At 72.0% G+C, this 14477-nt stretch carries 10 protein-coding genes; 3 read left to right on the forward strand and 7 right to left on the reverse strand.

Annotation, left to right across the window (positions count from 1 at the left end):
• The 4 genes from AC1D2K_RS15275 to AC1D2K_RS15290 all read right to left on the reverse strand — a co-directional run.
• A partial coding sequence (locus AC1D2K_RS15275) for a non-canonical purine NTP pyrophosphatase (protein WP_478089689.1) occupies positions 1 to 378 on the reverse strand: 378 nt, incomplete at its 3' end.
• Positions 379 to 412: 34 nt separating this feature from the next.
• Positions 413 to 1141 (reverse strand): ribonuclease PH, encoded by a 729-nt coding sequence (gene rph / locus AC1D2K_RS15280; protein ID WP_478089680.1) that lies wholly within the window; start codon positions 1139 to 1141, stop codon positions 413 to 415.
• Positions 1142 to 1169: 28 nt separating this feature from the next.
• Positions 1170 to 2075: a PP2C family protein-serine/threonine phosphatase gene (locus tag AC1D2K_RS15285; protein ID WP_478089681.1), complete on the reverse strand. Its 906-nt coding sequence runs from the start codon at positions 2073 to 2075 to the stop codon at positions 1170 to 1172.
• The gene (locus AC1D2K_RS15290; protein ID WP_478089682.1) at positions 2072 to 3079 is read right to left on the reverse strand and encodes a serine/threonine protein kinase; all 1008 of its coding nucleotides are present in this window, start codon (positions 3077 to 3079) and stop codon (positions 2072 to 2074) included. The genes AC1D2K_RS15285 and AC1D2K_RS15290 overlap by 4 nt, the downstream gene beginning before the upstream one ends.
• Positions 3080 to 3170: 91 nt before the next feature.
• Between AC1D2K_RS15290 and AC1D2K_RS15295 the strand changes: the two genes are divergently transcribed.
• The 3 genes from AC1D2K_RS15295 to AC1D2K_RS15305 all read left to right on the forward strand — a co-directional run bounded on the left by AC1D2K_RS15295 (position 3171) and on the right by AC1D2K_RS15305 (position 5637).
• Positions 3171 to 4088, forward strand: a complete 918-nt coding sequence (locus AC1D2K_RS15295; protein ID WP_478089683.1) for a YicC/YloC family endoribonuclease — start codon at positions 3171 to 3173, stop codon at positions 4086 to 4088.
• Positions 4089 to 4143: 55 nt separating this feature from the next.
• Positions 4144 to 5028: an RNA polymerase sigma-70 factor gene (locus tag AC1D2K_RS15300; RefSeq protein WP_478089684.1), complete on the forward strand. Its 885-nt coding sequence runs from the start codon at positions 4144 to 4146 to the stop codon at positions 5026 to 5028.
• Positions 5029 to 5157: 129 nt separating this feature from the next.
• Entirely contained in the window at positions 5158 to 5637 is a 480-nt protein-coding gene (locus AC1D2K_RS15305) for a carboxymuconolactone decarboxylase family protein (RefSeq protein WP_478089685.1), read from the forward strand.
• Positions 5638 to 5719: 82 nt separating this feature from the next.
• Here AC1D2K_RS15305 and recD read toward each other — a convergent pair whose 3' ends face one another.
• The 3 genes from recD to recC all read right to left on the reverse strand — a co-directional run.
• Positions 5720 to 7843 (reverse strand): exodeoxyribonuclease V subunit alpha, encoded by a 2124-nt coding sequence (gene recD / locus AC1D2K_RS15310; RefSeq protein ID WP_478089686.1) that lies wholly within the window; start codon positions 7841 to 7843, stop codon positions 5720 to 5722.
• Positions 7840 to 11571, reverse strand: a complete 3732-nt coding sequence (gene recB / locus AC1D2K_RS15315; protein WP_478089687.1) for an exodeoxyribonuclease V subunit beta — start codon at positions 11569 to 11571, stop codon at positions 7840 to 7842. Before recB ends, recD begins: the two co-directional genes overlap by 4 nt.
• Positions 11568 to 14477, reverse strand: a 2910-nt coding sequence (gene recC, locus AC1D2K_RS15320; RefSeq protein ID WP_478089688.1) for an exodeoxyribonuclease V subunit gamma, incomplete at its 5' end; no start/stop codon positions are given. The genes recC and recB, both read right to left, overlap by 4 nt.

The raw sequence follows: 14477 nt of genomic DNA on the forward strand, positions 1-14477 counted from the left end.
GCGCAGCGCCACCAGCGTGCTGACCAGCGCGGCGCGGCGGTTCTGCACGCCGTTGAGCTGCTCGAGCAGCGCGCGCACGTTGTTGGCATCGCCCTTCTCGTAACCGAACCGGGTGGCGTAGTGGGCGGTGTCGACGCCGGGCAGGCCACCGAAGGCGTCGACGCAGAGGCCCGCATCGTCGGCGATGGCCGGCAGGCCGGTGGCGGCCGCGGCATGGCGGGCCTTGGCGAGCGCGTTCTCGACGAAGGTGCGGAAGGGTTCGTCGGCCTCGCCGACGCCGAGTTCGGACTGCCGCACCAGCGCCACGCCAAGCGGCGCGAACAGGGCCTGCAGCTCGGCGAGCTTGCCGGCGTTGTTGGAAGCCAGGACCAGTTTCATTGCCACGGGGCGCGGGTGCGCGGGGTCGTTTGCTTCAACTGGCGAGCGCCTGCGTCTGCAGCACGGTCAGTTCGACGATGCCCTTCTCGGCCAGGGCCAGCAGCGCGTTCATCTCGTCGCGCGAGAAGGCGGCGCCTTCGGCCGTACCCTGCACTTCGACGAAATGGCCGGCGCCGGTCATGACGATGTTCATGTCGGTGTCGCAGGCCGAGTCTTCGGTGTATTCGAGGTCGAGCAGCGGCGTGCCCTGCACGATGCCGACCGAGATGGCCGCCACGTGGCCGAGGATCGGCGTCGCCTGGATCTTGCCGGCGGCCAGCAGCTTGTTGACCGCGTCCTGCGCGGCCACGAAGGCGCCCGTGATGGCCGCGGTGCGGGTGCCGCCGTCGGCCTGCAGCACGTCGCAGTCGAGGTGGATGGTGCGCTCGCCGAGCGCCGCCAGGTTGAACACCGCGCGCATCGAGCGGCCGATGAGGCGCTGGATCTCCTGCGTGCGGCCGCTCTGCTTGCCCCGGGCCGCTTCACGGTCGCTGCGGGTGTGGGTGGCGCGCGGGAGCATGCCGTATTCGGCCGTGACCCAGCCTTCGCCGCTGCCGCGCTTGTGCGGCGGCACCTTCTCTTCGACCGAGGCGGTGCACAGCACGCGGGTCTGGCCGAACTCGATCAGCACCGAGCCTTCGGCGTGGATGGTGTAGCCGCGGGTGATGCGCACGGGGCGCAGCTGGTCGGCCGCACGGCCGCCGCTTCGAACGAAAACTGTCATGGTGATCCGGGAGAAAAGGTAAGAAGGTTCAGGCTTTGCGGGCGGCCGAACGCTTGATCGCCTCGTTGATCTCGGCGATCGAGCGCTCGATGGCGTCGTCGTCGAGGTCGTCGAGCTCGCTGTCGGACGGCATGCCGGCCTGGATGGTGGAGGCGAACACGCCGTCGCTGATGCTGTCGGTGGACACACCGCGCTTCTGGCCCGCCTCGTCGGCGGTTTCCCATTCGAGCGCGATCAGGGTCACGTTGTCGCTGTGGGAGCCGCCGTTGCGCAGCGCCATCTCGGCCAGGTCGGGCGCGGCATCGGACACCGGCTTGCCGGACGAGAGGATGTGCACGATGACGCTGTCGTCGAGCACGCCCCAGACGCCGTCGGAGCACAGCATGATGCGGTCGCCGCGCTCCAGCTGCAGCGGGGCCGAGATGTCGAACAGCGGCGTGGTGGGAGAGCCCAGGCAGGTCAGCAGCAGGTTGCGGTTGACCGGCTCGGGGCCGGCGTTGGCGCGCGGGCGCTCGGCATGCGAATGGTCGCGGGTGCGGGTCAGCAGCTCGCCGTCGCGGATCACGTACAGGCGCGAGTCGCCGCAGTGGATCCAGCTCGCGGTGTTGCCCTGGATGACGGCCGCCACGACGGTGGTGCGCGGCGTGTCGAGCATCCCCTTGTTGCCGGCGTAGCGCATGATCTGCTGGTGCGCGGCCATCACCGAGGCGGTGAGGAAGGCCTTGACGTCCTTGACGACCGGCCGCGCCTCGCGCTGGTAGAGCGCCGCGATGGTCTGCAGCGCCAGCTGGGCGGCCACTTCGCCTTCGGGATGCCCGCCCATGCCGTCGGCCAGCACGAAGAGGCCCGACTCCCGCGTGTAGCAATAGCCCATGCGGTCTTCGTTCTTGAGACGGCCGCCTTTGCGGCTGACCTGGAATACGGAGAATTTCATGCTGGGCGGGTCGTAGGAGCAGCGGCCTTAGGCAGGCCCTTCTTCTCGAAGGAGCGCATGTTGTCGATGGAAAGCCTGACTTTCTCGCCGACCGTGAGCTTGGTGTAGCGGCGCTCGCCTTCGCGGCTGAGCTCCTTCTGCAGCGCGAACACCGATTGCGGACGCGACAGCGGGTCGAGCGACATGCACCACTCGACCACCTCGATCAGGTTGTCGGAGTAGACGCCGCGCAGCCGCGAGAGCGACAGGCCCAGGCGGTCTTTCTCGATGCGCTGCGGCGCGTCATTCGGGGGATAACCCTGCATGCAGGCGTAGATGCAGGCGCCGATGGCGTAGATGTCGGTCCAGGGGCCCATCGACGAATCGCGCCGGTACATCTCGGGGGCGGCGAAGCCGGGGGTGTACATCGGGCGGATGAAGTTGCCCTCCTTGGACAGCACCTCGCGCGCGGCGCCGAAGTCGATCATCACGGCGCGGTCGTCGTCGGTGACGAAGATGTTGGCGGGCTTGATGTCCAGGTGCAGCATCTTGTGCTGGTGCACGATGCGCAAGCCGCGCAGGATCTCGTCGAAGAGCGATCGGATGGTCGACTCTCTGAATACTTTCTGTTTCTTGAGGTCGCGCGCGGTAACGATGAAATCCTGCAGGGTCGCCCCCTCCAGGTAGTTCATGACCATGTAGACGGTCTCGTTCTCGCGGAAGAAATTCAGCACGCTTACCACCGATGCGTGCGAGATCTGGGCCAGCGAGCGCCCTTCCTCGAAGAAGCTCTTGAGGCCCAGCCGGTAGAGCGAGAGCTTTTCGGGCGGCACCTGGGGCGCCAGCTCGCCGGTGGCGCGGGTGGCCAACGACGAGGGCAGGTACTCCTTGATGGCGACCTGCTGGCCGCTCGAGTCGACGGACAGGTAGACGACACCGAAGCCGCCGGCCGACAGCCGGCGCACGACGCGGTATCCCCCGATCACCGTATCGGGAAGCAAGGGCGAAGGTTTGACCTTTGACATAATCAGGGAGTTTCGCCCGAAGGCGATGGTGCGGCAAGCGAACGCTGTGCCGAGCCCTCGGTGAAAAGCAAACAAACCACAGCGAGGCGCGATGCCAGTTTACAGCATGACCGGCTATGCCAGCGGCCAGAACGGCCCCACGGGCAGCCACTCCGACGCCGAAGCGCGCCCCTCCACGGCGGGTCGTCTCGGGGTCGAGATCCGCTCGGTCAACAGCCGATTCCTCGACCTGAGCTTCAAGTTGCCCGAGGAACTGCGCCAGCACGAACCGGCGCTGCGCGAGCTGCTCACCGGCCAGCTCAAGCGCGGCAAGGTCGAGGTCCGGGCCGCGATCGAGACCACCGCCACAGCGGGCATCGGCGACCCCTCGCCCAAGCTGCTGCAGCGGCTCAACAGCGTGCAGGACAGCATCAAGGCGTGGCTGCCGGACGCCCGCGACCTCAGCGTGGCCGACGTGCTGCGGCTGGCGGCCGGGGATTCGGCGCCGCGCGGCGACTGGGGACCCGAGCTGGCCGAGCTCACCGAAAAGACCCTGAAATCCCTGCTGGCCGCCCGCGAGCGCGAAGGCGCCCGGCTGGCGAAGATGCTGCTGGACCACCTCGCGCAACTGCGCAAGCTGGCGGCCCAGGCCCTGCCGCTGGTGCCCCAGCTGGTGGAGCAGCAGCGCAACCGCTTCCTCGAACGCTGGCAGGACGCCATGGGCCTGGGCGGCGGCACCACCCCGCCCGAGGCGGCGCAGGACCGCGCCCTGTCGGAAGCCACGGCATTCGCGATCCGCATCGACGTCGCCGAGGAACTCACCCGGCTCGACTCGCACCTCGACGAGATCGAGCGGCTGGTCAAGAAGGGCGGCGAGATCGGCAAGCGGCTCGATTTCCTGATCCAGGAGCTGCACCGCGAGGCCAACACCCTGGGCTCGAAGTCGGCGACCCTGGAGCTGACGCGCATCGGCGTGGACATGAAGGTGCTGGTGGAGCAGATGCGGGAGCAGGTGCAGAACATCGAGTGAGGGGGGCGCGTCGGGCTCCTGTCACAACACGAAGGCCTCGAACGTCTGAGTGCATATGACGACCGACGCCACCGCCACCTTCAACCGCCTCCGCTCCCGCCTGCAGGGCATTGCCTATCGCATGCTCGGCTCCGTGGCCGAAGCCGAGGACGTGGTGCAGGACGCCTGGCTGCGCTGGCACGAGGCCGAGCAGGCGAGCATCGGCAACGCCGAAGCCTGGCTGGTAACCACCACCACGCGGATCTCGATCGACCGGCTGCGCGCGGCCAAGGTGCAGCGCGCGCATTACGTCGGCTACTGGCTGCCCGAGCCGGTGCTGACCGACGCGCCCAGCACGCCCGAGCAGACCAAGGAGCTTTCCGACGATGTCTCGGTGGCCTTCCTGTTCCTGCTGGAACGGCTGGCGCCCGAGGCGCGGGCCGCCTTCCTGCTGCGCGAGGTGTTCGATGCCGACTACGACGAGGTGGCCCAGGCGATCGGCAAGAGCGAAGCGGCCTGCCGCCAGATCGTCCACCGTGCGAAGACGCAGTTGCGCCAGGAGCGGCCGCGCTTCGCGGTCCCGCCCGACACGCACCGCCAGCTGATGCGCGGCTTCGCCGAAGCGCTGTCGCGCGGCGACTTCGCCGCCATGAACAGGATGCTGGCCGAAAACGCCGAGCTGATCGGCGACGGCGGCGGCATCGTGCCGAGCTTCGGCAAGCCGCTGCTGGGCGGCCGGCGCATCGCCCAGCTCTTCTATTCCGCGAACCGGCGCTACGGCGACGGCCTGCGCATCGAGCTCGCGATGATCAACGGCGAATGGGCGCTGCTGCGCTTCATCGACGGCGTGCTCGAGTCCGCGCAGTCCTGTGAGACCGACGGCGAGCGCATCACGCGCATCCACGTGCAGCGCAATCCCGAGAAGCTGGCGCGGCTGGCCGCGGCCTTCCGGGGGCGTTGAGGCGGGGTCTGTCACAAACCGACGAGCTGGAACGTCTTGTGGGCATGGATGCAAAAAAATTGTCCATGCCGCGAAGTTTCGCAAGCGGATGCCTCAGCCGATCTGGGGCCCTCTCTTCAGGAAGTGACCATGACCCAACGCCTCAACGCCATGCAGCAATCGCCCGAGCTGTTCAAGAAATTCGTCGAGTTCAGCATGCTGGAGAAGAAAGGCGCCATCGAGCAGAAGATCCTGGACCTCGTGCACATCCGCGCCTCGCAGATCAACGGCTGCGGCTTCTGCCTCGACATGCACGTCAAGGAAGCCAATCTGCACGGCGAGCGCGAGCTGCGCCTCCACCACGTGGCCATCTGGCGCGAGTCGACCCTGTTCAGCCCGCGCGAGCGCGCCGCGCTGGCCTGGACCGAGATCCTGACCCGGTTGCCCGAGCACGGCGTGCCCGACGACACCTACGACCGCGTGCGCAGCCAACTCTCCGAGAAAGAGCTCTCGGACCTCAGTTTCTCCGTGATGGCGATCAACGCGTGGAACCGGCTCAACGTCGCCTTCAAGACGGTGCCGGGCTCCGCCGACCGGGCCTACGGCCTCGACAAGGCCGGGCTGGAGTGAGCGCCGCGTCGCGGGGTCACTGGAGTACCTTCGTGCTTCGCACTGCGGTGCGAGCTTGCTTGGGAGCGGCCCGGCGCTGCGCTCACGCGCCGCGCAAGCCCAGTCCGCCGACCCGGTCGACCCGCCTGCGTACCGCCCCCTGCATCACTTCCGGCGCCGCCGCCAGCGTGAACCAGTGGCGGGCCCGCGTGATGCCGGTGTAGACCAGTTCGCGCGTCAGCACCGGGCTCGAGCGCTCGGGCAGCAGCAGCGCGGCGTGCGCGAACTCGGAGCCTTGCGACTTGTGGACCGTCATCGCGAACACGGTCTCGACCGCGCGCAGCCGGCTCGGCAGCACCCAGCGGATGCCGCCCTGGCCGTCGCCGGCGGCGAAGGCCACGCGCAGGGTCCAGCGCGGGCGCTGTTCGCCGGGCACCGAGGTCGGCAGCGCCAGCGTCACGCCGACGTCGCCGTTCATCAGGCCCAGGCCGTAGTCGTTGCGCGTGACCAGCACCGGGCGGCCCGGGTACCAGCCGCCGTGATCGGCCTCGAGCAGGCCCTCGGCGCGCAGCAGGCCCGCGATGCGCAGGTTCAGGCCTTCGACCCCCTGCGGGCCGCTGCGCAGCGCGCACAGCAGCTGGAACTGGCCGTAGGCCGCGAGCACCTCGCGCGCCCAGGCGTCGAACCCGGCCTGYGGTGCATCGATGCCCGGCTTGCCCGCGCGCATCAGCGCCAGGTAGTGGCGGTAGCCCGCCGGCGGCGGCACCGCCTTGCCGCCATCGACCCGCCCCTGGCCCTGTCCCGCGAAGCCCTCGGGCGCGCCGTCGATCACCAGCCGGCGCAGCGCCGCGTCGTCGAGGCTGCGCTGCTGCGACAGGTCGGCGTAGCCGCGCTCGAACACGCGCCGCACCGCGCCGCCATCGCCCGCGTTGACCGCCTCGGCCAGCTTGCCGATGCCGCTCGCGGCACTGAAGCGATGGCTGACGCGCAGCTTGACCACCGCCTGGTCGAGCGCGCTGCCGTCGGCGTCGCACAGCTCGGGCTCGAGCAGTTCGCCGGTGACGGCCTGCAGCCATGCGTCGGTGTCGATGCGGTAGTGGCCCGCATCGGCGCGCTGGCAGAGGTCGCCCAGCACCGCGCCGGCCTCGACCGAGGCGAGCTGGTCCTTGTCGCCCAGCAGGATCAGCGGCGCGTGCGGCGGCAGCGCGGCGAAGACGGAGGCCATCATCTCGAGGTCGAGCATCGAGGCCTCGTCGATCACCAGCAGGTCGAGCGCCAGCGGGTTGCGCGCGTCGTGGCGGAAGTGGCGCGTGTCGGGCCGGCTGCCCAGCAGGCGGTGCACGGTCGTCACGTCGGTCGGAATGGCCGCGCGCACGGCCTCGGGATCCGAGAGGCCCTCGAGCGGCAGGCGGGCGACCGCGCCGGCGATGGATTCGTTGAGACGCGCCGCCGCCTTGCCGGTGGGCGCGGCCAGGCGGATGCGCAGGCGCCGGCCCTTGCCGCCCGCCAGCGCCAGGTGCTGCAGCACCGCGAGCAGGCGCACCACGGTGGTGGTCTTGCCGGTGCCCGGGCCGCCGGTGATGATGCCGAAGCCCTGCCGCGCGGCGAGCGCGCAGGCGATCTTCTGCCAGTCGACGGCGGCGCCGTCGCGGTGCGGGAACAGCACATCGAGCGCCGCGGCCAGGGTGGCTTGAGCCTCGGGCGCGGCCGCCGCGGTGGGCGTCGCCACCCGCCCGGCGATGGCTGCGCGCACCGATTGCTCGTACTGCCAGTAGCGGCGCAGGTACAGGCGGCTGCCGACCCGCACCAGCGGCGTGGCGCCGGGGCCATGGCCCACCAGCGCGGGATGCGCGAGCGCCTGGGTCCAGCGCGCCAGGCTCACGCCGGCCAGCAGGGTGGAGGGCGCGGTGATCGGCGCCGCGCCTTCGACCGCCGCCCGCGCCGCGCCTTCGGGCGGCATCGACAGGGCCTGGCTGGCATCGGCGAGCGCGGCCTGCAGGTCCAGGCAGGCGTGGCCGCGGCCGAGCTGGTGGCTGGCGAGCGCGGCGCCCAGGACCAGCAGCGGATCGGCATCGGGCGCCTTCTGCGCCAGGAAGGCGGCGAAGCTGCGGTCCAGCGCGCGCAGCCAGCCCTCGGCGACCCAGCGTTCGAGGTCGGCGAGCAGGGGCGCGTGGCGGGCCGGGAGCGGGCCGAGGAAGACGTCGGTGGTCACGGTCGGTGCTTTCATGCCGGCAATTCCGCCGAAGGCTGCGCCGCGCCGCTGAAGAGCGCATCCAGCGCCTCGATCAGCGCCCGCGGCGGACGCTCGCAGTGCAGCCCCTGGCCCGGCGCCGCATGGCCGCGCAGGAACAGGTAGACGGCGCCGCCGACGTGGCGCTCGTAGTCGTAGTCGGGCAGCCGCGCGCGCAGCAGGCGGTGCAGGGCGAAGACGTAGAGCACGTACTGCAGCTCGTAGCGATGCGCCAGCACCGCGTCGCGCAGCGCCGCGGGCGTGTAGTCGGCATCGCGCGGGCCGAGCCAGTTGGACTTGTAGTCGGCCACGTAGTAGCGGCCCTCGTGCTCGAACACCAGGTCGACGAAGCCCTTGAGCATGCCGTTGAGCTGCTGCGGCAGCAGCGGCGCTCGCGGGGCGCCCCCCAGCGTGTGGCGGCAGACCAGGGCGTCGAGCGCGCGCAGGTCGACCTGTGTCACCGCGAACCAGAACTCCATCTCGATCTGGACCCGGCCCAGCGCCGAGGGCGCCACGGCGCCGCCCCCCAGGGCGCCCAACGCCAGCGGCGTGGCCAGCCAGTCCATCATCCAGGCGCGCAGCGGCTCGGTCCAGGCGCTCCAGCCGCTCAGGTTGCAGCGCCGGGCGATCAGGTCGGCCAGGTCGGCCTGCGCCGCGGGATCGGACGGCACGCGCGCGAAGCCCTGGCGGCCCACCCACTCGAGCAGGCCATGCAGGAAGCTGCCCGGGCCCGCGCCGCGCGGGAAGTCGTGCAGGCTGCCGGTGCGGGGCTCGGGCGCGGTCGATTCGTCTTCCGGCACCGCCGCATCGGCGCGGCTGTCGGCGTAGATGTCCTCGGCGGCGCTGGCGGGCGTCGGCGGCAGGGCCAGCCGCGTCGCGGGCTCGCCCTGGGCCAGCGCGGCCTCGTCGTCCAGCGTGTCGCCGGCCCGGCTCAGCGCCGAGTAGCTGGCGATCCACCAGCGCTCGCGCGGGCCGGAGGGCAGCGCGGGCTCGGGGGCGAGTCGCGGCGCGGTGGCGACCGGGCGATAGCGTTCGTCGCCGGCCGCGGGTGCGGCCTGCACCGAGATCGCCGGGGACCCCCGCGCCAGTTCGCCCAACGCGTCCGCCAGTGCCGCCGGGGGCAAGGATGCGCCGCCGCCCAGCAGGTAGCCCAGCGCGGTGCGCTCCACGCCGGCCAGCGGCGCCACGCCGACCCAGGTGGCGTAGCGGGCGCGGGTCAGCGCCACGTAGAGCTTGCGCAGGTCTTCGCCCAGCCGCTCGCGATCGACGCGGGCCAGCGACTCGGGGTCGGCCTGCAGCGCCACCACGAGCCGGCCGGCGTCGTCGTGCCACTTGAGCGGCAGGTCCTCGGCCTTGGCGGCCCGGAAGGCGGTGGCGAAGGGCAGGAAGACCAGCGGGTACTCGAGGCCCTTGGACTTGTGCACCGTGACCACCTTCACCAGGTCGGCATCGCTTTCGAGGCGCAGCTTGCGCGCGTCGTTGTCGCTGCCGCCGTCCTGGCGCTGCTCGGCCAGCCAGCGGATCAGCGCGTGTTCGCCGTCGAGCTGCGCGCTGGCCTGCTGCAGCAGTTCGGCCAGGTGCAGCAGGTCGGTCAGCGTGCGCTCGTCCTCCGCGGCCAGCAGGCGCTGCGGGACGCCGAAGTCGTTCAGCAGGTGGCGCAGCATCGGCAGCACGCCCTGGCGGCGCCAGGCCTGCTGGTAGCGGCGGAACTGCAGCACCCGCGCTTCCCATTGCAGCTCGTCGTGGTTGAGCCGGTCGAGCTCGGCCCAGCCCAGGGCCAGCGTGGCGCTGCCGAGCGCGGCGCGCAGCGGGCGGTCGTCGTCGGGCTCGGCGCAGGCGGCCAGCCAGCGCTGCAGCTCGGCCGCCACCGGGCTCTGGAAGACGGAGTCCTTGTCGGAGAGATAGACGCTGCGGACGTCGCGCCGGGACAGCGCCTGGCGCACGGCGGCCGCCTCGCGCCCGCTGTTGACCAGCACCGCGATGTCGCCGGGCCGGACCGGGCGCAGCGCGTCGCCCTCTTTCGCGAAGCCGGTGCGGCCGGCCTGGCCGTCGTTGAGCAGGCGCACGATCTCGGTCGCGCAGGCGGCGGCGAGCAGGCGCTGGGCCTCGCCGTTGCCGGGCGGCGGATCGCCGTCGAGCGTCCAGCAGGTGAGCGCCGGGGCCTCCTCGCCCGCCACGCACCAGCGCTCGCTGCGGCCCCGGGCCTGCACCGCGAGGAAGGGCAGCGGGTTCTCGCCGCGCTCGCGGAACAGGAAGGCGCCCTGCCCTGCGGCGCGCGCCTCGGCCTGCATGAAGACGCGGTTGACCGCCTCGACCATCGCCGGCGTCGAACGGAAGTTGGTGCCGAGCGTGGCGTGGCGCGCCTCGGTGTCGCGCCGCGCCGCCAGGTAGGTGTGGATGTCGGCGCCGCGGAAGGCGTAGATCGCCTGCTTGGGGTCGCCGATCAGCACCACGGCGGTGTCCTGCGCGTTGGCCGCGATGCCGTAGACGGCGTCGAAGATGCGGTACTGCAGCGGATCGGTGTCCTGGAACTCGTCGATCAGCGCGACCGGGAACTGGCGCCGGATCAGGGCCGCCAGACGCTCGCCGTTGGGGCCCTGCAGCGCGGCGTCGAGCCGGGTCAGCAGTTCGTCGAAACCCATCTGCGCGCGCCTGGCCTGCTCGCCGGCCAGGCGCTCGGCCGACCAGCGGGCGGCGTGGCGCAGCAGGTCCTGGCGGCCGTCGGGCAAGGCCCGCGCGGCCTCCTGCAAGCTCGCGAGCGCCCGCAGCGCAGGGTGCCGGAGCAGCGTGGTGTCGCCGCTCCAGCCCTCGGCCAGCCCGGTGGGCGTGAGCCGGTCCCAGGCGGTCTTGGTCAGCCCGGGCAGCCGCCCCTCGCCCTCGGCCCAGTCGCGCAGCTTCTGCAGCCACTCCCTGCGCTTGGGCAGCTTGCACTGCTTGGCGGCGGTGGCGGCTTCGAGGCCGGCCAGCAGCTCGGCGGCCCAGCCCCGGTCGCCGGCCCAGGGGGCCTTGAGGACGGCGAGCTCGCGCTCGGTGTGCTCGCGTGCCCGCTGCAGCGCGGCGGCGGGCGGCAGGCCCTCGCCCAGCACCTCGCTCAGGCCCATCAGGCTCTCGACCGCCTTCAGCAGGGCCCCGGGCGTCGCCCACCAGCCGTGCACCCGCTTCGCATCCGCGGGCGACAGCGGCGTGAAGAAGCTGCGCCAGTAGTCGCGCACGACTTCGGCCTGCAGCTCGCGCTGGTCGGTCTCCAGCGTCTGGTTGAACAGGCTGCCGCTGTCGAAGGCGTGCTCGCGCAGCATGCGGTTGCACCAGCCGTGGATGGTGGAAACCGCGGCCTCGTCCATCCACTCGGCCGCGAGCCGCAGCGTGCGGGCGCAGGCGTGCCATTGGGGCGGCGGATAGTCGGCGCGCAGGTCGTGCAGCAGGTCCTGGCCGGGCGGCTTCGCCGGCACCGCCGCAGGGTCGGCGAGGAAGGCTTCGGCCGCTTCGGCCAGGCGGGCGCGGATGCGGTCGCGCAGCTCCTTCGTCGCGGCATCGGTGAAGGTGACGACCAGGATCTCGGGCGGCGCCAGCGGGCGGCTGAACGCAGCCTCGCCGCCATGGCCCAGCACCAGGCGCAGGTACAGCGCGGCGATGGTGAAAGTCTTGCCGGTGCCGGCGCTGGCTTCGATCAGCCGGCTGCCGCGCAGCGGGAAGTGCAAGGGTTCAAGCAGGGACGGCAGCGTCATGCGGCTTCCTTGGCGGGGGCCCGGCCCACGGCATCGCCCAGCGGCTTGAGCAGCGCGAGGCTCCAGCGGGCGAATTCGCCCTCGGCCCACAGCGCGTCGAAATCGGGATAGGCGCGTGCCAGATAGGCGTTGCCGTCGCGCTCGCCGAACTTGCCGTACTGCGGATCGCTGTCCTCGTAGCAGGCGCGCGCGGCTTCCCGCGGTGCGCCGGCGGCCAGGTCGGCTGGCGTGCCACCCCGGCCCAGCCAGGCCAGCCCACTGCGCAGCGCCAGCGGCAGGGGCCGGCCGAGGCCTTGCTGCCAGGCATCCAGCAGCACCGACCAGCAGGCCAGGGCGTGGCCCGGGTCCAGCGGCTGCAGCGTGACGCTGCCGGCCTTGCTGACGATGCGGCTGGTGATCGACCCGCCGTCCAGGTGCCCGGCCACGTGCGCGACCCAGAACGGCACCAGCTTGTCGAGGCGGTAGCGGCCTTCCTTGACCAGGCTGCCGCTGTCGAGCAGCAGGCGGCATCGCCCGCCGCTCGCGTTCGCCCGCAGGCCGCCGAGCCAGTCGGCCAGGCGCAGCGCCTCGTCCAGGCCCTCGGGCAGGACGTCCAGCGCCGCATCCGGCAGCGCCTCGGGCCACTCGGCCAGCGCCTTGGCGTATTCGTCGAACATCTTCTCCATCGGCTCGGCCAGCCGCTCCTGCGCCAGGTCGGCGAAATGGCCGGCCGGCAGTTCGCCGCGGCGCGCCATGCGGGCGAGCTGCGCGCCCAGCGCCTCCTCGCGCGAGCCGCCGGCCTCGAGCGCCGCCTTCTGCGCCAGGATCAGCTCGTTCTGCAATTGCCAGTTCTCGAGGGCGTCGAGGGCGAAGGGCTCCTCGTCCTCGCCGACCGGATCGTCGGCCTCGAAATGGATGCCCAGGCGCTGGCGGAAGAAGCTGCGCACGGGGTCCTTGAGGAAGTCGGCCAGCAGCCGCAGCGTGAGCGGGCCGTCGAAGGTCCAGGGGGCCAGCTCGGCGGCCTCCGAGCCGACCGCCGGCTGCGCCAGCAGCCCGGCACGCCACTCGCGCGCATGGCTGAACAGGCGCTCGTCGCCGCCCAGCGTGAAGTAGGCCGGGTGGAAGGGCTGCAGCCGGTGCTCCACCGTCAGCGCGTGCAGCAGGCGCTCGCCCGCCGCCTGCTGCGGCAGCGCCTCGTCGCCCGCCAGGCGCCAGCCGGCCGCCAGGTGGTCGCGCAGCTGGGCAACCAGCACCGAGGGCGGGCGCTCCGAATGGTCGTGGATGCTGCGGCCGACCCAGCTGATGTGCAGCAGCTCGCGCGCCGACAGCAGCGCCTCGAGGAACAGGTAGCGGTCGTCCTCGCGCCGCGAGCGGTCGCCGGGCCGGTAGTCCTGGCCCATCAGGTCGAAGTCCATCGGCACCCGGCTGCGCGGATAGTCGCCGTCGTTCATGCCGAGCAGCGCCACCACGCGGAACGGAATCGCGCGCATCGGCATCAAGGTCGCGAAGGTCACGGCGCCGGCGAAGAAGGGCTGGTTCAGGGTCGGCTGGTCGATCTGCGCCAGCCAGTGTTCGCGCACCACCGAGAGCGGCACTTCCTCGGCCAGGCCGGCGTTGGCGCAGGCGTCCAGCCACTGCTGCAGCGCCGTCTCGAGCCGCTGCAGCGTGAAGCCGTCGCTGTCCTCGTCGGCGGCGAAGAAGTCGGCCAGCAGCGCGCGCAGCCGCTCGCCCCAGACCGCAGGCGCGGCCGGCGTGGCCAGCGTGCGCCAGTGGGTTTCGAGCGTGGACAGCAGCTGCACCAGGGGGCCCAGCAGCGCGGCGTCCAGGCCGCCGACTTCGTCGAGCGGCTCGACCCCGGCCCAGGCCTCGCCCGTGCCCACGGCATAGCCCAGCAGCATGCGCTGCAGGCCGAAGTCCCAGCTGTTCTGCGCCAGCGCTTCGGGCAGGTCGAGCCCGCGGCGCTGCTCGGCATGCAGGCCCCAGCGGATGTTGGCGGCCGAGATCCAGCGGTGCAGCAGCGGCTGCTGGTTCTCGTCGATGCCGAAGCGTGCGCGCAGCGCCGGCACTTCGAGCCAGTCGAGCAGGTCGCTCACGGCGATGCGCGACTGCGGCAGGGCCAGCAGCTTCTCGAGCGCGCCCAGCAGCGGATCGTGGTGGCGCTGGCCCTGGTCGGCCAGGGTGTAGGGCACATGGCGCGGATCGTCCGCGGCGAGCAGGCCGAACACCGCCTGGATGTGCGGCGCATAGGCCGCGACGTCGGGCACCATCACGATCACGTCGCGCGGGCGCAGCGTGGCGTCGGCCGCGAAGGCGGACAGCAACTGGTCGTGCAGCACCTCGACCTCGCGCTGCGGGCCGTGCGTGGCATGGAAGCGGATCGAGCGGTCTGCGCCGGCATCGAGCGCCGGCCATTTCGCGCGGGTCTCGGCCAGCGGGCGCAGGTCGCGGATGTCGTCCTGCAGCTGGCGCAGCAGCGTGTCGCGCGGATTGGGATCGAAGCAGTCGATGCGCTCGCCGATGGCCGCGAAGCGCTCGGCATAGGCCTCGTGCGTGTCATGGGCGTCGAGCAGGCGGATGAAGTCGCGGCCCTGCTTGCCCCAGGCGGMCAGCAGCGGCTGTGCGTGCAGGTGGAGGCTCTCCTCGGCGATGGCCCCCTCGCCGCCGGGGCGCCGGCGCTGACGCAGGCGCTCGGCGCGCAGCAGGTCCTTGTCGGCCACGATGTGGGACCAGTCGTGCTCGCAGGGGTTGTGCACGCACATCAGCACCTGCATCCAGCGCGCCAGCGCGGCCAGCACCTCGAGCGACTGCTGCGGCAGCGACGAAACGCCGAACACCACCAGCCGCCGCGGCAGCCCGGCCGGGCGCTCGCCCTGCCAGGCCGAGGCCGCGGCCATGAAGCGCTGGTGCACCGAGGCGCGGCTGTGGGC

It is taken from the genome of Variovorax sp. P1_H12_2 (genome assembly GCF_056405335.1).